Raw genomic sequence first — 21,004 nt, 5'->3', positions numbered from 1 at the left:
AACGCTAAAGGAAGCTGACTGAGATGGATCTCGAAAAGATGATGGCCATGGCGCAGAACGTCCAGGCCGAGCTGACCAAGGCGCAGGCCACTCTCGACACGATCGAGGTCGAGGGTGTGTCGGGCGGCGGGCTGGTCAGGATCCGCGCCAGCGCCAAGGGGCGGATCATCGGGATGGATATCGACGATTCGCTGCTCAACCCGGCCGAGAAGGGCATGCTCGAGGACCTGCTCGCCGCCGCGTTCAACGATGCCCGCGCCAAGGCCGATGCCGCCAGCCAGGCCGAAATGGGCAAGATGACCAGCGGCCTTTCGCTCCCGCCCGGGTTCAAGCTGCCCTTCTGAGGGAACAGGCCGCAAGTCCAATCCGTTGAGCCGCCAAGGTTTTCAACGGAGGTTTCCCATGGACGACGACGTCACCACCACGACCACGCCCAATTCGCCGGGCCAGACCACGATCATCGAGCGCCGCGGCGGCGGGGGCGGGATGGGGCTGATGATCGGCTTCATCCTGCTCGTCGCGCTGGCGATCGGCGCCTTCTACCTGATCAATCAGAACCGCAACGAGGCAGTGAAGACCGACGCGATCAGCGATGCCGCCAAGGGCGTCGAAAAGGCCGCGGGCAAGGTGGGCGACGCCGCGGAGAAGGCCGGCGACGCGATCACCGGGAACGAGAAGAAGCCGGAGAAGAAATAGGGCTTATTTCCTCAGGCAGCCATCGAGCCCGTCGCCGCGGACCACGCCGATCCGGGCATTGATCGAATTGCCATAGCGCCGCGTGAAGCCCTTGGGGTCGATCGCGGCGCGCTTCTTGGGGAGCGGCAGCACCGCGGCGATCAGCGCGGCCTCGCGGTCGCTCATCCGGCTGGCGTCATGGCCGAAATAGCGTTGTGCGCCGGCATTGACGCCGTACGTCCCGATCCCGGTCTCGGCGACGTTGAGATAGACCTCCATGATCCGGCGCTTGCCCCAGATATTCTCGATCAGCAGGGTGAACCACGCCTCCAGCCCTTTGCGGAAGAAGCCGCCGCCTTGCCACAGGAAGACGTTCTTGGCGGTCTGCTGACTGATCGTCGAGCCGCCGCGGATCTTGCCGCCGCGGGCATTGCGCGCGGCGGCCGCCATGATCGCCTTGTAGTCGAAGCCCGAATGCTCGCAGAAGCGTCCGTCCTCGGCGGCGATCGCGGCGCGGGCCATGCTCGGGTCGATCCGGTCGAGCGGCATCCAGCTCTTGGTGATACCGTGCCCGCCGATCGCATCGCCGATCATGGTGAGGGTGACCGGCGGCGCCACGAAGCGATAGGCGGCGACCCACAGGATCGATCCGATCACGAAGATCAGCACCGCCTTGAGCAGCCAGACGAAGATGCGCATCGGCCAGGCGCGGCGCTTGCGCCTGGGCTCGGGCGGCGGAAGCGGCTCGGGGCGCGGGCGGCGGGCGGGGCGCTCGATCCGCTCGAGATCGGGCATCGGCCCGGGGCCGAGCGGTTCGGAAGGCTCGGCGAGCGGCCATTCGACCGGCGGCGGGACCTGCACCGGCACGGCGCGCGGCGCGGGCGGCTCCGGCGCCGGGAGGGGCGGGAAATAGCGTTCGATCCGCTCGCCGGTCCGCCGCCCTTGCTGCTGGGGATCGGGTTCGGGGCCGGTTTCGGGCTCGGCTTCTGGTTCGGGGTCCGAAGGGGACTCAGGCTCGGCTTCCGGCTCGGGCTCCGAAGGGGGCTCGGGCTCGATGACCTCCAGTTCGGCTTCCGAAGGGAGCTCGGGCTCGACCGCTTCCGGCTCGATTGCCTCTTCCGCCAAGGGCTCCGGCTGGGCGGGCTCCTCGGGCGGCGCGGGTTCGGGCGGCGGGTCGGGCTCGTCCATGGCGGACGCATGACTCATCGTTCCGGGCGGGGCAACGGCGATCGCGTTTCAGCCTGTGTCAGGCGTGCCGGGATGGCGCAGTGTGTTGCATGGTTGGCACACTGTATGGACCTATGACGCGGTGGTGATCGTCGGCGCGAGCGGGCGCTCGCACTTACTGGCGCCGCTGCCGAAGCCGTGAGGCGGCGTCAAAGTTGACACTAACTTGACACTGGTCCGCATGTTTCGGCGAGGCGGGAAGGCGGCGAACATCGTCTGTGGCGAACTGATTGCGATCGACGGTTTCAAAGAGCAGCCAGGGATCGGCTGGGCCAGCTAAGCCTTTGGAATCCAACATTGCAAGGGTTCAAAACCCCTCCCTTTCAGGGGAGGGGCTTAGGAAGGTCAAACCGTCAGCAGCCTTTTCTCGCCGGCAATCCGCATCATCGCCTTTTGCAGCTTTTCGAACGCGCGCACCTCGATCTGGCGGACGCGTTCGCGGCTGACATTATAGACCTGCGAGAGTTCCTCGAGCGTCTTGGGATCGTCGGTCAGGCGACGCTCGGTGAGGATGTGGCGCTCGCGATCGTTGAGGTCCGACATCGCCGACACGAGCATCTCGTGGCGGACATCGGCTTCCTGCGTCTCGGCCAGGACTTCGTCCTGAAGCGCGCTGTCGTCCTGCAGCCAATCCTGCCACTGGCCCTCGCCATCCTCGCGCATGGGGACGTTGAGCGAGGTATCCCCGCCCATCGCCATGCGGCGGTTCATCGAGGTCACTTCCTCCTCGGTTACGCCGAGATCGGTGGCGATCTTGGCGAGATTTTCGGGGGAGAGATCGCCATCCTCGAACGCGTCGAGCTTGGCCTTCATCCGGCGCAGGTTGAAGAACAGCTTCTTCTGCGCCGCGGTGGTGCCCATCTTCACGAGCGACCAGCTGCGCAGGATGAATTCCTGGATCGAGGCGCGAATCCACCACATGGCATAGGTCGCCAGGCGGAAGCCGCGATCGGGCTCGAACTTCTTCACGCCCTGCATCAGGCCGATATTCCCTTCGGAAATCAGCTCGCTGACGGGCAGGCCGTAGCCGCGATAGCCCATCGCGATCTTCGCCACGAGGCGCAGATGCGAGGTGACGAGCTGGGCCGCGGCCTCGGGGTCGCCATGCTCCTGGAAGCGCTTGGCGAGCATATATTCCTGCTCGGGCGCCAGGATCGGAAACTTCTTGATCTCGGCAAGGTAGCGGTTGAGGCTTGCCTCACCGCCAAGCGCGGGAATCGTCGCAGGGACGTTGCTTCCGCTAGCCATGATCACTTCTCCCTTTCAACAGGGCGCATCCCAGAAGAGGCAATGCGCCGTAAAAATCATACGATGAGTTTATTGTAGAGTTCCCGCATGTCCGACGGCATTTCGCTATCGAAGGACAAAGCGATGCTTTTGACGGGGTGAATGAACCCCAGATGCGCGGCGTGCAAGGCCTGGCGCCGGAAATTCAAGGTTTCCAAAACGCGCCCCAGGCTCCCAAGTTGTCCGGTGGGGCGGGCGTAGGCGGGGTCGCCCGCAAGGGGGTGACCGATCGACGCCATATGCACGCGGACCTGATGCGTGCGGCCCGTTTCGAGCCTGCATTCGACCAGGTCGGCGCCCTGCAGCGCCTCCAGCTTGCGCCAATGGGTCACGGCATGCTTGCCGCGGCCTTCGTGCACCACCGACATCTTCTTGCGGTTGCTCGACGAGCGGCCGAGCGGGGCGTCCACCGTTCCCGCGAGCATCCGCAGATGGCCGATCACGATCGCCTGATAGCGGCGGTCGATACTGTGCGCCTTGAACTGGGCCGAGAGGCCGAGATGCGCGGCGTCGGTCTTGGCGACCACGATCAGTCCCGACGTGTCCTTGTCGATCCGGTGGACGATTCCGGGCCGCGCGACCCCGCCGATCCCCGACAGGCTGCCGCCGCAATGATGGAGCAGCGCGTTGACCAGCGTGCCGTCGAGATTTCCGGCGGCGGGATGGACGACGAGGCCCGCGGGTTTGTCGACCACGATCAGGTCTTCGTCCTCATACGCGATGTTCAGCGCGATATCCTGCGCTTCGTTCTCGAGCGGCGCGGGCGCGGGAACGGTCACGCTGAACAGCGTGCCGGCCGCGGCCTTGCGAGACGGATCGCGCGCGGGCCCATCGGGACCGATGACGAGGCCCGATGCGATCAGCGCTTTGAGACGTTCGCGGGAAAGAGAGGGGACAGCGTCGGCGAGGGCGCGGTCGAGCCGCCAGCCATCGGCACTGTCCGAAATCCGAGCTTCGATTGTAGAAACCCCCCGGTCCATTATGCTCCGATAAATGGGGTCGCGGTGTAGGATTTCAAGGTGTGTTATCGACACAATCCAGCGGGCGGCCGCGGACGCGGCGCCGCGCGAGGCGTGCGGGCTGCTGTTTGGAGATAGGGACCGGATCGATGCGGTTCAAGTGACTGAGAATGTGTCGGAAACGCCGGAGACGCGGTTCGAGATCGACCCGAAGGCCTTGTTCGCGGCGCTGAAGGCCGAGCGGGCGGGCGGGGCGAAACTGGTTGGATACTGGCATTCGCATCCCCGTGGGGACGCGACGCCCTCGGCGACCGATGCGGCGATGGCGGAAGCGGACGGGAAGCTGTGGCTGATCGTCGCGGGGGAGGCGGTGACGGCGTGGCAGGCACAGGGACCGGGATTCGAGCCGGTGGATTTGGGCGTGTTTTAGGGCTGGTCAAGGTGGCGGTAATTGGTTAGGTAAAAACCTTACTATTGGAGTTGGCCATGACCCTCACCCTCTATTCGCACCCCTTCTCCTCCTATTGCCAGAAGGTGCTGACCGCTTTGTGGGAGCGCGAATTGCCCTTCACCTACCGGAATGTGGAAGAACCGGGGGTGGGGGAGGAACTGGCGAAGCTCTGGCCGATCGGAAAGTTTCCGGTGCTGGTGGATGACGGGCGGACGGTGGCCGAGACCTCGATCATCATCGAATATCTCGACCTGCATCACGGCGAAGCGCGGCGAATGGTGCCCGCCGATCCCGAGGCCGCGCTCGAAGTGCGGTTCATGGACCGGTTCTTCGATCTCCACGTCATGAATGCCATGTCGGGGCCCGTATTCGAGGCGCTGCGGGCGGAGAAGGCGGACCGCAAGGGCGAGGCGATGGAGAAGGCGCGGGCCGCGCTGGATACCGCCTATGCCTGGCTGGAGGAACGGCTGAGCGGGCGGAGCTGGGCGGCGGGCGAGGATTTCTCGATGGCCGATTGCGCGGCTGGGCCTTCGCTTTTCTATGCCGATTGGGTGCACCCGATCGGCGAGCAATTCCCGACCGTGCGGGCCTATCGCGCGAAGCTGCTGGTGCGGCCTTCATTCGCGCGCGCAGTGGAGGAGGGGCGGAAATATCGCCACTATTTCCCGTTGGGGGCGCCGGACCGCGACTGATCTCCCGGGAACGTTCCGTCGGCGCAACGCGTTGGCAGGAAAACGTTTTCAAGGAGAGTATGATGCTCTGGACCGTCGTCGTCATCCTGGTGGTTCTGTGGCTGCTGGGGTTCACGCTCCATATCGGCGCGGGGCTGATCCATATCCTACTGGTGATCGCGCTGGTGGTGGGGCTGATCCAGCTCTTCACCGGACGCCGGGTCGTCTAGGGCGATCGACATTCAACGCATCCTCCCCCGCCAGGGGGAGGTGTCACGCGCAGCGTGACGGAGGGGGAGGACGGCGGCCACGTCTGTGCCGTGTCCTCCCCCTCCGACGCCTTCGGCGCCACCTCCCCCTGGCGGGGGAGGATTCATCGCTCGTACAAGCTAGTACCCCAATCGCGGGCGATTGCCGGGCCTGGTTGGCGGCCATAGGCTCGGGCTTCCGAAGAGGAGACCGGGATGATCGCTGCCGCGCTGGCGCTTGCATTGGCCCCATGCCCCGACCTGCCCGGGGTGGAGGCGCTATGGGCGCGGCCCTCCCGCTGGATCGTCGCCGGCGAAAGCCATGGGACCGCCGAGGCGCCCGCGGCCTATGCCGAGCTGGTATGCCATGCCGGCGACCAGCGGCCCGTGGTCGCGGCGGTGGAGCAGCTCGAGAGCGATCAGCCGCTGATCGACGCCTGGATCGCCTCGGATGGGGGCGAGGCGGCGAAGGCGGCATTGCTCGAGGCGCGGATGTGGACGACGCGCGACGGGCGGTCGAGCCTGGCTTATCTGGCGCTGTTCGAGCGGCTGAGGCTGCTGGTGCGTGAGGGGCGGGTGCGCCGGGTGGTGGCGTTCCAGCCGGCATGGACGGGGCCGTTCGATCCGGCGCGCTATGAGGTGATGATGGCCGAGCGGCTGCGCGCGGCTTCGCCCGATCCGAGCACGCGGGTGGTGGTGCTGGTCGGCAATGTCCATGCGATGCTGCGCGAGGTGAATTTCGGGGGCACGGCTTACATGCCCGCGGCGGGGCTATTGCCGAGCGGCGAGACGCTGACCCTCAATCTCATGTCGAACGGCGGTGCGGCGTGGAACTGCACCGACGAGGGATGCGGGGCGCACGACGGCGCATGGCAGCCACCCCAGCGCGTTCCGCGCGGGATCGTGCTGGGGGGCGATACGCCGTGGTCGGGGACCTTCTATCTCGGCGTGAGGACGACCGCTTCGCCGCCGGCGCTCTAGCGGATCGCCACCACCGCGACCGACTTCGCGGGGAGGGTGAGCACCAGCCGGCCGCCGCTGCCGCGCGCGTCGATCGGCTTCGGCGTCACGGCGTTGGGGGCGTCGAACGTGTTGATCGAATCCACCTTGGGCGCGGTGAGCACCTCACCCTTGGCCGAACGTCCGGTGAGGGCGATCTCCAGCGGCTGGTTCGGGTCGACATTGGTCACCGCGAGCCATAGCGTGCCGTCCTTTGCCCGCGCGGCGAAGGCATCGAGGCGGGGCATCGACCATTTGCCGCGGGTATAGGTCCCGGCGGCATAGGTTACCGGCACCGCGACCGCGTCCTGGAAGGGCACGTACATCCGGAAGACGTGATAGGTCGGGGTGAGCACCATGCGGGGACCGTCGGTGAGCACCATCGCCTGGAGGACATTGGCCATCTGGGCGATATTGGCGACGCGGACGCGGTCGGCGTGGCGCATGAAGACGTTGATGTCGACCGCGGCGAGGATCGCGTCGCGCATCGAATTCTGCTGCTGGAGGAAGCCGGGGTTGCTGCCCGGATTGGGCGCGAGCCAGGCGCCCCATTCGTCGACCGCCAGGAACAGCTTCTTCTCGGGATCGTAGCGGTCCATGATCGCGGTCTGCTTGGCGATCAGCGTGTCCATGCGCTGATTGTCCGCGAGCAGGTTCGCATAGTCATCCTCGCCGAAATTCGAGCTGGGCAAATGCGGGGGCCAGCCGGCGACGGTGTAGTTGTGGAGCGAGATGCCTTCGATGTCCCAGCTCCAGACCTTGCTCTTCCAGGCCTGCATCACCGATTCGGTATAGTCGCTCTTGCCGCTGTCCCAGCCGACCGCGACGCGCTTCATCGCGTTGGCGCCGGTCTGGGCCGGGTTCAGGTTGCGGGTGTAATGGGCGAAGCGCTTCATTTCCTCGACATAATGGTCGTTCGACATGGCGCCGCCGCAGCCCCAATTCTCGTTGCCGAGGCCGAGATATTTGACGTTCCACGGCTTGGCGCGGCCGTTGGCGGCGCGCTCCTTGGCGAGCGTGCTGGGGCCGTCGCCGGTCATATATTCGAGCCAGTCGGCCGCCTCCTCGGGCGTGCCCGAGCCGATATTGACCGAGAGGAAGATCTCGGCGCCGATCTGGTCGGCGAAGTCCATGAACTCGTGGGTGCCGAACGTGTTCGGCTCGATCACGCCGCCCCAATTGGCGTTGAGCGTCGAGGGACGCAGCGCGGGGGCGCCGATGCCCTTTCGCCAATGATATTCGTCGGCGAAACAGCCGCCGGGCCAGCGGACATTGGGGACGTGGAGCGCGCGCAGCGCCGCCACCACGTCACTGCGGATGCCGCGGACATTGGGGATGGGCGAATCCGGGCCGACCCAGACGCCGCCATAAATGCCGGTGCCGAGATGCTCGGCGAACTGGCCGAAGATGTCTCGGTTGATGGTGGCGCCGGGCGTGGTGCCGATGGTGACCGGCACGGGATCGGCCGCGGCGGGCGTCGCGGCGAGCGCGAGCGCGGCGAGGGCGGTCTTGAGCATGCGCATCAGCGGGCCACCGAGAAGCTGAAGGTCATGACATTCCGGTAGGTCTGGCCCGGATCGAGGCGTGCAGAGCCGAATTCGGGGCGGTTTGGCGTATCGGGGAAGATCTGCGGCTCGAGCGCGATGCCGTCGCCCTGGCGGTAGAGGGTGTGGCCCTTGCCCGAGACGGTGCCGTCGAGGAAGTTGCCGGTATAGACCTGCACCCCGGGCTGGTTCGAGGTGATCGTCAGCACGCGGCCGCTCGCCGGGTCCACGAGCCGGGAGAGGAGGTGCTGGTTCGGCGATACGGTGCGGGCCACGACGTAATTGTGATCATAGCCACGGCCGACCGCGATCTGGGGGTCGCGAGAATCGCGGAGGCGTGCGCCGATCGCCATGGGCTTGCGGAAGTCAAAGGGCGTACCCGCGACGGAGCGGAACTCGCCGGTGGGGATCCAGCCGGCATCGACCGGGTTGTAGCTGTCCGCCGGGATGGTCAGCACCTGGCTATCGACCGACTTGCCCGATCCTTCGCCTGCCAGGTTCCACAAGGCGTGGTTGGTCAGGTTGACGATCGTGGGTTTGTCGGTGGTCGCCTTGTATTCGACGGTGAGGTTGTTGGTCTCGTCGAGCGAATAGGTGGCGGTGACGGTGAGGGTGCCGGGATAGCCCTCTTCGCCATCGGGGCTGACATAGGAGAGGGTGACGTGCGCAGTGGGGCCGCTCGCGACCTCGACCACCTTCCACAGGCGCTTGTCGAAGCCCTGCACGCCGCCATGGAGCGCGTTGACGGTGTTGTTGGTGGCGAGCTGGTAGCTGTTGCCGTCGATGCTGAAGCGGCCGAGGCGGATGCGGTTGGCAAAGCGGCCGACCGAGACGCCGAAATAATTGGGATGGTCGAGATAGTCGCCGATGCTCGAATAGCCGAGCGCGACGTCGGCGATCCGCCCCTTGCGATCGGGCACCTCGACCGCCTGGAGCGTCGCGCCATAGCTGATGACGCGCACGCGCATGTGATGCGAATTGGTGAGGGTGATCGCCTCGACCGGCGTGCCGTCCTTGAGCGTGCCGAAGGGTGCGCGGCTGGCGTCGGTGGCATGAGCGGCGGCGGGAAGCGCGAGCGCGGCGGCGAGCGTGGTGAAATAGAGTGCGGTGCGCATCGTGATTCTCCCCTGGGTGCCCGCTTCGGGGCGTGATCGCGGTAAAAAATACTCGTACCTTTTAGTCAAGGGGCGTTGGGGTCGGGGGGTGCGGAATCGCCCTTAACTTGCAGCGCGCGCCGCGCTGCGCCAAAGAGACGCCACACACGGGAGCCCGCAGTTGAACATCAGTCCGACCGACTTCGCCAGCCTGCTCTGCTCGCGGCTCTGCCACGACCTGTTGAGCCCTGTGGGTGCGCTCAACAACGGGCTCGAATTGCTCGCCGACGAGCATGACCCCGAAATGCGTGCGCGCTGCCTCGAGCTGCTCAACGAGAGCGCCAAGGCATCGGCGAACAAGCTCAAATTCTTCCGGCTGGCGTTCGGCGCGGCGGGCGGGTTCGGCGAGACGGTCGATACGCGCGAGGCCCAGGCGGCGATCGAGGGGCTGTTCGGCGACAATCATCGCGTCAATGTCGGCTGGATGGTCGATGATCCGGTGCTGCCCAAGCAGGCGATCAAGGTGCTGCTGAACCTCGCGCTGATCGCGGGCGACGCGCTGATCCGCGGCGGGCAGCTCGATATCGGCGCGGAGATGAATTCCGGGCAGGTCGAGATCGTGGTGCGCGCGGATGGCGCGCGGATCGTGCTCGATCCCGAGCTGCGCAGCGCCCTGGCCGGGGGCAAGGACGAGGTGCCGATCACCCCGCGCGCGGCGGCGGCCTATCTGGTGCATGCGCTGGTGACGCAGGGCGGGGGGACGCTGCAAGTGTCGCCGCCCGATGCGGAGATACTGCTGTTCGGGGCGAATTTCAGGGCGGGGTGAAGCCACCTCCGATTGACGGAGGCCTCGTTACTCTGTAACGCAGAGTAACGAGGAGATAGGGCGTGCATACAATCGTCGAACGCAGCACTCAGGTCCGCCTCAACGGATTTTTCCCCCCGGACTATGCCAGTGACACGCCATTCGTGGCACCTGTAGGCGCCCCGCCGCCCGGGCCGGTGCCGCAATATCCGCCGACCGAGATCGGCGATGCGCGGGCGCTGCAGGGTGAGGCCGATCCGGCGGCCTTCCTGGCCGAGCATGGTTTCGTGCTGCTCCCCCACGCGACGCAGGTGCGCGACTGGGACCGTGACATCACCGACATTTATTGGGCTGAGATCGACGCCGTGATCCGCGAGCGGCTGTTGCCCGGCCGCCGCGTCGAGATCCAGCAGGCGCCGACACTGTTGCGGCGGGGGCGCGATACGCCGGTGGCCTTCTATGCCGAGGGCGTGCATTCGGACGGCGGCGCCGGTGCCGACGATTATGCGCACAATATCGGCGCCTTCTCGAACCCCGAATTCGCCCGCTATTGGCGTGCGCGCTACGATCAGGACGATGTCGAGGCGTTGTGGTGGCTCGATTTCTGGCGGCCGACCAACATGTCCGAACCGCTCGAGCATATGCCGCTCGCGCTGTGCGATGTTTCGAGCCTCGATCCGGCCGATCACGTGCCGACCGAGCTGACCGGAATCGCGCCGGAGGGGCGGCCGACGCGCCACCTTTCGCTGCGCTTCAACGCCGGGCAGCGCTGGTACAGCTATCCGCGGATGACCAATGACGAGCTGCTGGTGTTCAAGCTCGCCGGGTTCAGCAAGGCGGGCGGGCCACCGCAGAATTGCTTCCACAGCGCGTTCCGCGATCCCGGCGCGCGTGCCGGTGCGCAGGAGCGGCAGAGCTGCGAGCATCGTGTGGGCGTGCTGCTGCTCCGGGATTGAGCGGCTGGCGAAACCATCGGGGAGGACGTTGATGCGAGCTGCAAGGCGCGATGTGCTTGGAATGGGCCTGGGGGCATCGGCGATGGCGCTGGCCGGGGAGGCGGCGGCAGTCGCGATCGCGGGGGCGGACCCGCGGATCAAGGCGCTGGCTGCGCTCGCCGCCGGGCTGGTCCGTGACGGGCATAGCGCCGGCGTGCAGATCGGAGTCGCGGTGGAGGGTCGGAAGCCGTTCGTCGCCGGCTATGGCTCCGCCAATCTCGAAACCGGCACGCCCGTCTCGCCGGGGAGCGTGCTCCGGATCGCGTCGTGCACCAAACAATTCACCGCCGCGGCGATCCTGTTGCTCGCCGAACGCGGGAAGCTTGCGCTCGACCAGCCGATCGAAGCGTTCTTCCCGGGGTTCCCCAAGGGCGATCAGGTGACAGCGCATCAGTTGCTGACGCACACCTCGGGCCTTCACGACTATGTCTATGGCGGAATGCCGGCCGACGCGGCCGGCGAGTGGCAACGCGACCCGGATCGGCACCGGTTCCTCGCGAAGATGGCGCAGCCGTTCGATTTCGAGCCAGGAACCTACTGGTCCTATTCGAACTCGGGCTATGCGCTGCTGGGGGAGCTGATCGAGAAGCTCTCGGGGAAGTCCTATGCCCAATTCGTGCATGCGAGCCTGATCGAACCGGCGGGAATGGAGTTCACGGCCCTCGACGAACCGGGCGACGTGGTTCCAGGGCGTGCGGCCGGCTATTCGCTTGACGCCGACCGGCCAGGCGCGTTCCGCAACGCCTTTTGGGGCGGGTTGCCGATCGCCGAGGGCGGCCTCCGATCGACGACGCTGGATCTGTTGCGCTGGAACGCTGCGCTGTTCGGCGAACGCATCCTCTCCCGCGCCAGCCTCGATCGGATGACCGCACCGGCTCGGGTCAAGGACGGCCGGCCGGTGGGCGAGGCGCATTTCGCCCCTCCCGGCCAGAATCCGGGCAAGCCGCCGGCCTTTGTCAGCGAGCCCAATTATGGCTGCGGGCTGGAAGTCTGCCGGATGTTCGGCCGCCGGGTGATCTGGCACAGCGGCGGGATTCGCGGTTTCAACGCGCTGCTCTTCCATTTCGCCGACGATGGGCTGGACCTCGCGCTGCTCTCGAATACCGACAACGGGCTGGTGACGGCGTTCGAGGCGTTTCTCCGGGCCGCGACGGGCGGCCCGCGATAGAATCGACCGGCGCGTTCACGGGGAACGCGCCGGTCTTGTTCAGCCCTTGATGTTGATGATCTGGCGCAGCCGGTGGCGGATGACCACCAGGTCCTGCTGCGCATCCATCACCGCGCCGATGTCCTTGTAGGCTGCCGGGCTCTCGTCGAGCACGCCCTCGTCCACCCGCGCTTCGATGCCCTTCATCGCCTCGGCATGCTGTTCGAGCGTGATCCGCCGCTTGGCCTCGCCGCGCGACATCACCCGGCCCGCGCCGTGCGAGCAGGAGCAGAAGCTCTGTTCGTTGCCCAGACCCTCGACGATGAAGCTGCCGGTGCCCATCGAGCCCGGGATGATCCCGAGCTCGCCCGCCCGGGCGCTCACCGCGCCCTTGCGGGTGACCCACACCTGCTCCCCGAAATGCCGCTCGCGGGTCGCGTAATTGTGGTGGCAGTTGATCGCCTGCTTGTCGGTCTTGAACGCCGGCAGATGCTTGCGCAGCGCTTCCAGCACCCGGCCCATCATCAGCTCGCGGTTCGCCACCGCATAGTCCTGCGCGAAGTGCATCGCCTCGATATAGTCATCGAAGAGCTGAGACCCTTCGCTCAGGAACGCCAGGTCCTTGTCGGCAAGGTGGAAGTCGAGCCGCTCCTTGGCGATCGCCTCCTTGGCGGCGTCGATGAAGTAGGTGCCGATCCGGTTTCCCGTTCCGCGCGAGCCCGAATGGAGCATCACCCACAGCCGGTCCTCTTCATCGAGGCAGACCTCGATGAAGTGGTTGCCGCCACCCATCGAACCGAGCTGGTCGCTGGTCTTGCCATCCACCTTCGGGTGCCGGGCAAGGATCGCCCGCCACCGCGCCTCGAACCGGTCGTTCCAGGCGCGGCCGACCGAGTTGGGCGTGATCGCCCAGCCGCCCTTCACATGGTTGGCGGTCTGGCTCGATTCCATCCCCTTGGGCACCGCGCGCTCGATCTCTGCGCGGATCGCGGAAAGGCTGTCGGGCAGCTGATCCGCGGTGAGCGAGGTGCGCACCGCCATCATCCCGCAGCCGATATCCACCCCCACCGCGGCGGGCACGATCGCGGCCTTGGTTGCAATCACCGAGCCCACGGTCGCGCCCTTGCCCCAATGGACGTCGGGCATGCCGGCGACATGGCGGAAGACGAACGGGAGCGAGGCGACGTTGCGCAGCTGCTGCATCGCGCCGGTCTCGAACGGACCCGCGCTGTCCCACAGCTTGAGCTGGGCTCCGCTGGTGTCGTGCGTGCTGTACTGGTTCATCGTCTTCACTCCTGCTGCTTCGATTGCTGCAGTTTTTCAGGGAGTGGTCCCGCCGTGATCGACGGATGCTCGCGCCTCGTACGAGCCACACCCCGAACGGGGTGCAGCCCCCGTTCGTCACCAGGTACCGGTGACGGATTCTTTCGAGAGGCGCGGCAGACAGGTCATAGCGGGAGCGCCCCTAGCCGAAACGGGGGCGAAAGGAAAGTACGCGGCATTTCGGGCGCTTCCACTAACCCGGAATTAACCCTCCAAACCCCATGGTAGCCCAGCAAATTTGCCTGGGGCCCTATGGACGACCTGCTGCAAGAATTCATCGCGGAGACGCGTGAGACGCTCGAGGCGCTTTCGGGCGAGATCGTCGCCTGGGAATCGAGCCCGGACGACAAGAGCCGGCTCGATGCGATCTTCCGATTCGTGCACACGGTGAAGGGGAGCTGCGGCTTTCTCGATCTGCCGCGGCTCGGCCGGCTGAGCCATGCCGCCGAGGATGTGCTGGCGCAGGCCCGCTCGGGCGATCGGTTTCCGGATCGCGCGATGGTCAATGCGGTGCTGGCGATCGTCGACCGGATCGGCGAGCTGGTCGAGGCGATCGATTCGGGCACCAGCCTCGACGATAGCGGCGACGAGCTGCTGATCGCGGCGCTGGCCGAGGGCGCCGAGGAAGTGGCGCAGACCAATGTGCCGGGAATCCAGCGCGCGGCGTCGCGCAGCGTTCGTTTGAACGTCGAGCTGCTCGACCGGATGATGAGCGGCATGTCCGACATGGTGCTGGCGCGCAACGAACTGGCGCGGCGGCTGCGGCAGGGCGAGATCGAGCCCGCGGTCGAGGCGGCGCTCGAACGGCTTTCGCTGACCGTCGGCGAGATGCGCGATACCGTGACCCGGACGCGTATGCAGAAGATCGACGCGCTCTTCTCCGCGCTGCCGCGGATGGTGCGCGATACCGCTGCGGGGCTGGGCAAATCAGTGTCGCTCCATATCGACGGCGCGGACGTCGAGCTCGACCGCGAGATGATCGAGGTGATGCGCGATCCCCTGGTCCACATCATCCGCAACGCGATCGATCATGGCATCGAAGGTCCGGCCGACCGGCGACAGGCGGGCAAGCGCGAGAATGGGCGGCTGATCGTCTCCGCGCGCCAATCGGGCAACCAGATCATCATCGAGATCGCCGATGACGGGCGCGGGATCGATGTCGAGCGGCTGATCAAGAAACTTTCGGCGAGCGGCGCCCGCAATGAGCGCGACCTGCGCGCGCTTTCGGAGCGGCAGAAGCTCGATCTGGTGTTCGAACCGGGCCTGTCGAGCAAGGACGAGGTGACCGACGTGTCGGGCCGCGGCGTCGGCATGGACGTGGTCAAATCGTCGATCGAGCAGATCGGCGGGCGCGTCGAGCTCGACAACGCACCGGGCAAGGGGCTTCGGCTCGCGATCCATGTGCCGCTGACGCTGTCGATCATCTCGGCGATCGTCGTCGGCGTGGGCAAGCAGCGTTTCGCGGTGAGCCGCCAGGCGATCGAGGAGATCGTGACCGAGCGCGGCGAGGCGATCCGGATCGACACGATCGGTGGCGCGCAGGTGGTGACGGTCCGCGACCGGCGGCTGCCGATGATCGATCTGGGCAGCCTGCTGGGCGTGCCGCGAACGCAGAGCGAGACCGGGCAGATGCTGGCAATCGTCAGTGTCAGCGACGGCAGTTATGCACTTAGTGTCGATACGGTGCTCGATAACGAGGAGCTGGTGATCAAGCCGGCCTCGCCTGCCGTCATGTCGACCGGGCTCTACGCCGGACAGACGCTTCCCGATTCGGGCCTGCCGATGCTGCTGCTCGATTGCGCGGGCATGGCGCATGCCGCGCATCTCGATTTCACCCGCAATGCCGGCCACGCCTATGACGAAGTCGAGGCCGAGGAGGTGGCGAAGGGGCTGCCCGCTCTGCTCTTCTGCGACCTGGACGGGGTACGCCGCGCGGTGCCGCTCGGCATCGTCGATCGTGTCGAACAGGTCGATGCCCAGTCGGTGCGCCACACCGGCGGCCAGCTCCGCATCGCGATCGAGGGCCGCATCCTGCCGCTGGTCGCGCAGGGCGATTATGACGAAACCAAGCGGCTCAACGTGCTTCGCCTGAAGGATGGCGAGAGCGAAGTCGCCTATGTGATCGACGAAGCGATGGACATCGTCGTGCTTCCCGAGGAGATCGTTCCGGCCAGGGCGCCGGGGCCGGTGGCGGGCGTGGTGCTGCTCGACGGCGAACAGGTCGAACTGCTCGATGCCTATTGGGTGTTCGGCGAATATGCCGGCAACGAGGGCGAGGGAGCGCAGCCGATCTGCCTGCTCGCCGACGACGCCGATGGCTGGATGACCTCGTTCGTACGGCCCTTGCTCGAGGGCGCGGGCTATCGCGTCGTGACCGAGCTGGACACGGGCGAGCGCGCCTCGGTGGTGCTTTCGGGCGATGCCGAGGTCGAGGCGGCGAAGGGGCTCGCCGCGCCCCTGGTCCGCCTGCGCCGCCGCAAGACCGCCAAGCCGGGCGACGACAGCATCTATCGTTACGACCGCGCGGGACTGCTCTCCGCGCTCGAAGACCGCATCGCGGCGAATGGAGGCCGTTGATGGCGCATCTCTACCTTATCGCCCAGATTGCCGGCCGCGCCGTCGCGATCGATTCGAACCAGGTCGAGTCGGTGGTCGATATCGGCGAGGTCACCGCAATCCCGCGCGCGGCCGAGCATGTCCGCGGGCTGGCCGCGCTGCGCAGCCGCGTGGTGACGGTGGTGGATACGCAAAGCGCGCTGGGGCTCGAATCGTCGGGCGAGGCGCGGCGTGCGGTGATCACCCATATCGACGGGCATCATTATGCGCTGCTGGTCGATGCGCTGGAGGATGTCGCGCCGTTCGACCTGCTGCCGCTCGCGGGCGGGTTCGCGCTCGACAGCGCCTGGCGCAACGCGGGGCGGGGGATCGTCGAGCGCGACGGGGAGCCGATTCTGGCGATCGACCTGGCCTCGCTGGTGCCAGGACACGCCGTGGCTGCGGAATAATACGTACTAAAGGGCGCAATTAACAGGTCGCTTACAGGTTTCGGGCAAAAGAGGGCGTCAGGATCGCCCCCAACAGGGAATAGAGTTTTATGAAGACTTGCCTCGTCGTCGACGACTCCAAGGTGATCCGCAAGGTCGCACGGCACATTCTCGAGACCCTCGATTTCGAGGTTCGCGAGGCCGGTGACGGGCGCGAAGCGCTCGATTCGTGCATGGCCGCCGCGCCCGATGTGATCCTGCTCGACTGGAACATGCCCGTGATGAGCGGCATGGACTTCCTGCGCGCGCTCAAGGATTCGGGTATCGCGCACAAGCCCAAGGTCGTGTTCTGCACCACCGAGAACGGCATGGCCTATATCCGCGCCGCGATCGAGGCGGGCGCCGACGAATATGTCATGAAGCCGTTCGACCGAGAGACGCTGGAAAGCAAGCTGCAGATCGTCGGCGTCGCGTAAGCGGCTGCAGGGGAGCCCGTCGTGGCCATTTCCAGCATCGCCGAAACGGGAGGCCATCAGGGCCTGCCCGCCCGGGTGCTGATCGTCGACGATTCGGTCGTCGCGCGATCGGTGATCGGGCGGATGATCGACGGCACCACGCGATTCATGGTCGCGGGTGCGGTGAGCGATGCGCGCGCTGCGCTCCAATATCTGGGCAACAGCGCGGTCGATATCATCCTGCTCGACATCGAAATGCCGGGAATCGATGGACTGACAGCGCTCCCGGACCTGCTCGTCGCGGGCAAGGGCGCCAAGGTGCTGATCGTCTCCTCGTCCGCCGATGAAGGCGCGGCGGCGACGATCCAAGCGCTGGCGCTGGGCGCGGCGGACACGCTGGTGAAGCCCGGCGTGGGCGCATTCGGCGGCCGCTTCGCCGATGTGCTCGAAGAGAAGCTCGCGCGGCTGATCGAACCCACGACCGACACGCGCGTCCAGACGATCGTCGAGCCGCCGCGGCCGGCGCTCTATGACGATTTCGATATCGTCGCGATCGGCGCCTCGACCGGCGGCATCCATGCGCTCAGCCAGCTGCTCCGCGCGATCCCGCCGACCTTCCAGGTGCCGATCCTCGTCACCCAGCATCTGCCGCCCTCGTTCATGAGCTTTTTCGCGGCGCAGCTCGCGGTGCTGGGCTCGCGGCCGTGCGAGGTCGCGACCGATTCGATGCGGATCCGGCCCGGCCGGATCATCGTCGCTCCCGGCACCGCCCATATGCGCATCGTGCGCACGTCGGACGGCGCCGCGATCCGGCTTTCGGAGGAAAAGGCCTCCAGCGGCTGCATGCCCTCGGTCGATCCGATGTTCGACAGCATCGCCGATGTCTACGGTTCGCGCGCATTGGGCGTGGTGCTGAGCGGCATGGGCCGCGACGGCTGCGAGGCGAGCGAGAAGCTCGCCGCCGCGGGCGCGCGGATCGTGGTGCAGGACCGCGAGAGCTCGGTCGTGTGGGGCATGCCCGGCGCAATCGCCAATGCCGGCCGCGCCAATGTCGTGCTGCCCCCCGACGAGATCGGCAAGCTGATCGCCAGCCGCCGGCGCCCGATATGATGGCGCCCCGATGATCACGCCAACCCCCTCCGCTTCGGCGATGAATATGATCGCCGCGCTGCTCGAGCAGCGCACGGGCCAGCAGATCGCCGCGAACCGCGCGTGGCGGATCGAGACGGCGCTCAAGCCGCTGCTGAGGATGCGCGGGCTCGAAACGCTGGACGATCTCGTCGCCCAGCTGATGATGTCGCGTACCGGGGAGCTTGGGGATATGGTGGTCGACGCGCTGCTGAATCAGGAAACCAGCTTCTTCCGCGACAGCGCGGTGCTCGACATGGTCGCAGATGCCGCGGGCGCGCTGCAGGAAGAGGCGGGGACGCGGCGGCTGCGGATCTGGTCCGCGGGCTGCTCGACCGGGCAGGAGCCCTACAGCCTCGCCATGCTGTTCGACGAGCGCAAGATCATGACGTGCAGCTCGCCGCCCGAGATCGTCGCGACCGATATTTCGCCGGCGGCGTTGGCGCGGGCGCGCAGCGGGCGTTACTCGCAATTCGAGATCCAGCGCGGGCTTTCTGTCCGCCGTATGATGCAATGGTTCGAAGGCGGCGAAGGCGACTGGGCCGCCAATCCCGAGCTGACCCGCAAGGTGCAGTTCCGCCAGCACAATCTCGCGGGCGATCCGCCCCCGCCGGGCAGGTTCGATATCGTGCTGTGCCGCAATGTCCTGCTCTATTTCTCGGGCGCGCTGCGCAAGGCGGTGTTCGACCGGCTGGCGCAAGCGGTGCGGCCGGGCGGGGTGCTCGTGCTGGGCGCGGGCGAGACGGTGATCGGCCAGACCGACCTGTTCGCGCCGAGCGAGCGGTTCCGCGGCTTCTATAATCTCGCCGAGGCTGTGGCGCCGGGCGCGCGTTCGGCGCTGGGCTGAGCCCAGCCTCGTGATGGGTGGGCACTGGACGGCCCCCACCGTTAGACTCTAGTCATGGCGGCGATGACGAGCGGCCTTACCATCATCGAGACCCCCTCGCCGAATTTCGACGAGCGCGGCGCGCCCGTGAGCATCCTCGTGCTCCATTATACCGGCATGCAGACCGCCGACGCCGCGATCCAGCGGCTGTGCGATCCCGCGGCCAAGGTTTCGGCGCATTATCTGGTGGCCGAGGACGGCACGATCCTGCGCATGGTGCAGGAGGACAAGCGCGCCTGGCATGCGGGCAAATCCTATTGGCGCGGGCATTCGGGGCTCAATTCGATCTCGATCGGGATCGAGATCGTCAATCCCGGGCATGAATTCGGCTATCGCCCGTTTCCCGATGCCCAGATGAGCTCGGTGATCCCGCTCGTCGCCGATATCAAGGCGCGGTACGGCATCACCCGCGGCAATGTCGTCGGCCATTCGGACATCGCGCCCGCGCGCAAGCAGGACCCGGGCGAGCTGTTCCCGTGGCACAGCCTGGCGCGCCTGCGGCTGGCGCTGCCGCGGCCGACCAAGAACCTGATGGACCCGGGCTGGACCGATGCCGGCTTCATGCTCGCGCTCGAACGGTTCGGCTATGACGTGAGCGACCAGAAGATGGCGGTGATCGCGTTCCAGCGCCGCTTCCGCCCCGAGCATATCGACGGCGAGATCGACATGGAGTGCCGCTGCATCCTGCTCGCGCTGCTGCTGCCCAAGCCGCAGGGGGATGATTAGAAGTCAGGCGGAATCGTCAGGCGCGCCCAGTGGATCGGGCACGTAGGTTTCGCCGTCACGAAAGAAGGCGCTTCCGATCGGCGCGTCGAGAAACGGTATGATTGCGGGTGAATAGTTCGCGATCGTGTTGACATCATAGATGGCGTGGTTGCTGGGCTCGTCCATATAGGCTTCGTCTTCGTCGCCACCCATGAACCGCCAGCCGCTGTCCAAATTGTTGTCGGGCACGCCGCGATACATGTAGCCGACACCTCGCCCTTCGACAGTGATCCTGTCGGTAGCGATGCAGCCGCCGCGTCCAGTCGCCAACGGTCTGATCTGATCTCCCGATATGGCGAACGTCTTGGTCATCCGATCCTCCATTGATGACGGAGATTGCCAAGCGGGGAAGCCTGTAGCAATACGCCCCCGCCAGAGGGTTGGGCGGCCGCGTTGATGCTCGCATCACCGAGGAAAGTCCGGGCTCCACGGAAACGACGGTGCCGGTTAATGGCCGGCGGGGGCGACCCCAGGGAAAGTGCCACAGAGAGCAGACCGCTCACTGCCTTCGGGTAAGAGCAAGGGTGAAAGGGTGCGGCAAGAGCGCACCGCGCGACGGGTAACCGGAGCGGCATGGCAAACCCCACCGGGAGCAAGACCGAATAGGGACGGCATATGGGCCTCGTTCCGGCTCGCCGTCCGGGTTGGTTGCTTGAGCGGCGGAGCGATCCGTCGCCTAGAGGAATGGCCGCACATCCCTTTCGAGGGTGGACAGAACCCGGCTTATAGACCCTCTGGCATTTTCCTTTGTCCTTCGTAGAGTTGGGGCAAGGCTCCGGGGGACGCATGGGCACTATCGGCATCACTATCCTGGCGGCTGCGCTCGGGCTGACGGCGGTAGCGCAGGCGGGCGAGGTCGCCTCGGCGCTGGAGGTTGCGACCAAGACTTATCGTTCCAAGGGCTATTCGCCCGCGGGTTGGGAGCAGATGGGACGGCTGGCCAACGCGGCCGACACGCGCCTCGTCCTGCCGCTCAAGGGCGGGCATTCTTACCAGATCGTCGCGGTGTGCGAGCGCAAATGCACCGATCTCGACCTCCAGCTGTTCGATGCCGCGGGCAAGGAGGTCGATTGGGACGCGCAGGATGACAACTTCCCGATCGTCGCGACCTATGCCCAGGCGACGCAGGACTATACGCTGCGCGTGGCGATGAGCGCGTGCGGCCAGACCCAATGCGCGTTCGGGGTCAAGGCGTTCGTCAAGAACTGAGTTTTCCCGCCAAACCGCGCGGGCCTACTTTTGGCGCCACCGCGCTGCCGCGCTGGCGTATTTTTTGGCGCCACCGCGCTGCCGCGCTGGCGTATTTTTTGGCGCCACCGCGCTGCCGCGCTGGCGCTTGCCACCTCCTGCCCCTATCTCGG

General features: G+C 66.5%; 23 protein-coding genes and 1 other RNA gene. 17 read left to right on the top strand and 7 right to left on the bottom strand.

Going from position 1 to position 21,004, the window contains the following annotated elements; all coding sequences use genetic code 11:
- Positions 1–23: 23 nt before the first annotated feature.
- Both OF829_RS14075 and OF829_RS14070 read left to right on the top strand, forming a co-directional pair.
- Complete coding sequence (locus OF829_RS14075) at positions 24–344, top strand: YbaB/EbfC family nucleoid-associated protein (RefSeq protein ID WP_264940717.1); 321 nt, start codon at positions 24–26, stop codon at positions 342–344.
- A 58-nt stretch (positions 345–402) separates the two neighbouring features.
- Positions 403–696: a hypothetical protein gene (locus tag OF829_RS14070; protein ID WP_264940716.1), complete on the top strand. Its 294-nt coding sequence runs from the start codon at positions 403–405 to the stop codon at positions 694–696.
- A gap of 3 nt (positions 697–699) precedes the next feature.
- On the opposite strand, the gene mtgA is transcribed toward OF829_RS14070, so the two are convergent.
- The 3 genes from mtgA to OF829_RS14055 form a co-directional block, all read right to left on the bottom strand.
- Positions 700–1,374, bottom strand: coding sequence for a monofunctional biosynthetic peptidoglycan transglycosylase (gene mtgA, locus OF829_RS14065; RefSeq protein WP_264940879.1), 675 nt, complete (start codon positions 1,372–1,374; stop codon positions 700–702).
- Positions 1,375–2,247: 873 nt separating this feature from the next.
- Positions 2,248–3,150: an RNA polymerase sigma factor RpoH gene (rpoH, locus tag OF829_RS14060; RefSeq protein WP_264940715.1), complete on the bottom strand. Its 903-nt coding sequence runs from the start codon at positions 3,148–3,150 to the stop codon at positions 2,248–2,250.
- A gap of 56 nt (positions 3,151–3,206) precedes the next feature.
- On the bottom strand, positions 3,207–4,169 hold the full coding sequence (locus OF829_RS14055; RefSeq protein WP_264940714.1) for an RluA family pseudouridine synthase: 963 nt from the start codon (positions 4,167–4,169) through the stop codon (positions 3,207–3,209).
- Positions 4,170–4,182: 13 nt separating this feature from the next.
- On the opposite strand from OF829_RS14055, the gene OF829_RS14050 reads away from it, so the two are divergent.
- The 4 genes from OF829_RS14050 to OF829_RS14035 all read left to right on the top strand — a co-directional run bounded on the left by OF829_RS14050 (position 4,183) and on the right by OF829_RS14035 (position 6,499).
- A complete protein-coding gene (locus OF829_RS14050; protein WP_264940713.1) occupies positions 4,183–4,578 on the top strand; it encodes a M67 family metallopeptidase in 396 nt (131 codons plus the stop codon).
- 56 nt (positions 4,579–4,634) lie between these two features.
- Positions 4,635–5,291 carry a glutathione S-transferase family protein gene (locus tag OF829_RS14045; RefSeq protein ID WP_264940712.1) on the top strand — a complete coding sequence of 219 codons (657 nt, stop codon included), beginning with the start codon at positions 4,635–4,637 and terminating at the stop codon, positions 5,289–5,291.
- 62 nt (positions 5,292–5,353) lie between these two features.
- The gene (locus OF829_RS14040; RefSeq protein ID WP_264940878.1) at positions 5,354–5,500 is read left to right on the top strand and encodes a lmo0937 family membrane protein; all 147 of its coding nucleotides are present in this window, start codon (positions 5,354–5,356) and stop codon (positions 5,498–5,500) included.
- Positions 5,501–5,734: 234 nt separating this feature from the next.
- Positions 5,735–6,499: a hypothetical protein gene (locus OF829_RS14035; RefSeq protein ID WP_264940711.1), complete on the top strand. Its 765-nt coding sequence runs from the start codon at positions 5,735–5,737 to the stop codon at positions 6,497–6,499.
- Here the strand turns inward: OF829_RS14035 and OF829_RS14030 are convergent.
- Together OF829_RS14030 and OF829_RS14025 are read right to left on the bottom strand one after the other, a co-directional pair.
- On the bottom strand, positions 6,496–8,034 hold the full coding sequence (locus OF829_RS14030) for an alpha-N-arabinofuranosidase (protein ID WP_264940710.1): 1,539 nt from the start codon (positions 8,032–8,034) through the stop codon (positions 6,496–6,498). The two genes, OF829_RS14035 and OF829_RS14030, sit on opposite strands and share 4 nt — an antisense overlap.
- A gap of 5 nt (positions 8,035–8,039) precedes the next feature.
- Positions 8,040–9,176, bottom strand: a complete 1,137-nt coding sequence (locus OF829_RS14025; RefSeq protein WP_264940709.1) for an aldose epimerase family protein — start codon at positions 9,174–9,176, stop codon at positions 8,040–8,042.
- A 160-nt stretch (positions 9,177–9,336) separates the two neighbouring features.
- On the opposite strand from OF829_RS14025, the gene OF829_RS14020 reads away from it, so the two are divergent.
- The 3 genes from OF829_RS14020 (at position 9,337) to OF829_RS14010 (ending at position 12,123) form a co-directional block, all read left to right on the top strand.
- Positions 9,337–9,981: a histidine phosphotransferase family protein gene (locus OF829_RS14020; protein ID WP_264940708.1), complete on the top strand. Its 645-nt coding sequence runs from the start codon at positions 9,337–9,339 to the stop codon at positions 9,979–9,981.
- Positions 9,982–10,124: 143 nt separating this feature from the next.
- A complete protein-coding gene (locus tag OF829_RS14015) occupies positions 10,125–10,916 on the top strand; it encodes a CmcJ/NvfI family oxidoreductase (RefSeq protein ID WP_264940707.1) in 792 nt (263 codons plus the stop codon).
- 31 nt (positions 10,917–10,947) lie between these two features.
- Entirely contained in the window at positions 10,948–12,123 is a 1,176-nt protein-coding gene (locus OF829_RS14010; RefSeq protein ID WP_264940706.1) for a serine hydrolase domain-containing protein, read from the top strand.
- A 39-nt stretch (positions 12,124–12,162) separates the two neighbouring features.
- Here the strand turns inward: OF829_RS14010 and OF829_RS14005 are convergent, their stop codons facing one another.
- Positions 12,163–13,386 (bottom strand): RtcB family protein, encoded by a 1,224-nt coding sequence (locus tag OF829_RS14005; RefSeq protein ID WP_264940704.1) that lies wholly within the window; start codon positions 13,384–13,386, stop codon positions 12,163–12,165.
- Positions 13,387–13,677: 291 nt separating this feature from the next.
- On the opposite strand from OF829_RS14005, the gene OF829_RS14000 reads away from it, so the two are divergent.
- The 6 genes from OF829_RS14000 (at position 13,678) to OF829_RS13975 (ending at position 19,604) form a co-directional block, all read left to right on the top strand.
- Complete coding sequence (locus tag OF829_RS14000) at positions 13,678–16,002, top strand: chemotaxis protein CheA (protein ID WP_264940703.1); 2,325 nt, start codon at positions 13,678–13,680, stop codon at positions 16,000–16,002.
- Positions 16,002–16,430 carry a chemotaxis protein CheW gene (locus OF829_RS13995; protein ID WP_264940702.1) on the top strand — a complete coding sequence of 143 codons (429 nt, stop codon included), beginning with the start codon at positions 16,002–16,004 and terminating at the stop codon, positions 16,428–16,430. Before OF829_RS14000 ends, OF829_RS13995 begins: the two co-directional genes overlap by 1 nt.
- Before the next feature lie 89 nt (positions 16,431–16,519).
- Complete coding sequence (locus OF829_RS13990) at positions 16,520–16,885, top strand: response regulator (RefSeq protein WP_264940701.1); 366 nt, start codon at positions 16,520–16,522, stop codon at positions 16,883–16,885.
- A 123-nt stretch (positions 16,886–17,008) separates the two neighbouring features.
- Positions 17,009–17,974: a chemotaxis protein CheB gene (locus OF829_RS13985; protein WP_406701436.1), complete on the top strand. Its 966-nt coding sequence runs from the start codon at positions 17,009–17,011 to the stop codon at positions 17,972–17,974.
- Between the two features lie 10 nt (positions 17,975–17,984).
- A complete protein-coding gene (locus OF829_RS13980) occupies positions 17,985–18,839 on the top strand; it encodes a CheR family methyltransferase (protein ID WP_264940699.1) in 855 nt (284 codons plus the stop codon).
- A 63-nt stretch (positions 18,840–18,902) separates the two neighbouring features.
- Positions 18,903–19,604 carry an N-acetylmuramoyl-L-alanine amidase gene (locus OF829_RS13975; RefSeq protein WP_264940697.1) on the top strand — a complete coding sequence of 234 codons (702 nt, stop codon included), beginning with the start codon at positions 18,903–18,905 and terminating at the stop codon, positions 19,602–19,604.
- A gap of 3 nt (positions 19,605–19,607) precedes the next feature.
- Here the strand turns inward: OF829_RS13975 and OF829_RS13970 are convergent, their stop codons facing one another.
- A complete protein-coding gene (locus OF829_RS13970) occupies positions 19,608–19,955 on the bottom strand; it encodes a DUF2185 domain-containing protein (protein ID WP_264940696.1) in 348 nt (115 codons plus the stop codon).
- Positions 19,956–20,015: 60 nt separating this feature from the next.
- Here OF829_RS13970 and rnpB point away from each other — a divergent pair.
- Positions 20,016–20,385: RNase P RNA component class A (rnpB, locus tag OF829_RS13965), an RNA gene on the top strand.
- Between the two features lie 44 nt (positions 20,386–20,429).
- Positions 20,430–20,852, top strand: a complete 423-nt coding sequence (locus OF829_RS13960; RefSeq protein WP_264940695.1) for a hypothetical protein — start codon at positions 20,430–20,432, stop codon at positions 20,850–20,852.
- Positions 20,853–21,004: the final 152 nt, after the last annotated feature.

It is taken from the genome of Sphingomonas caeni, assembly GCF_026013415.1.
GTDB classification, from domain to species: Bacteria; Pseudomonadota; Alphaproteobacteria; order Sphingomonadales; family Sphingomonadaceae; genus Sphingomonas; species Sphingomonas caeni.
The sequence above is the reverse complement of the archived record's forward strand: the minus strand, read 5'-3'. Positions and strand labels throughout refer to the sequence as shown.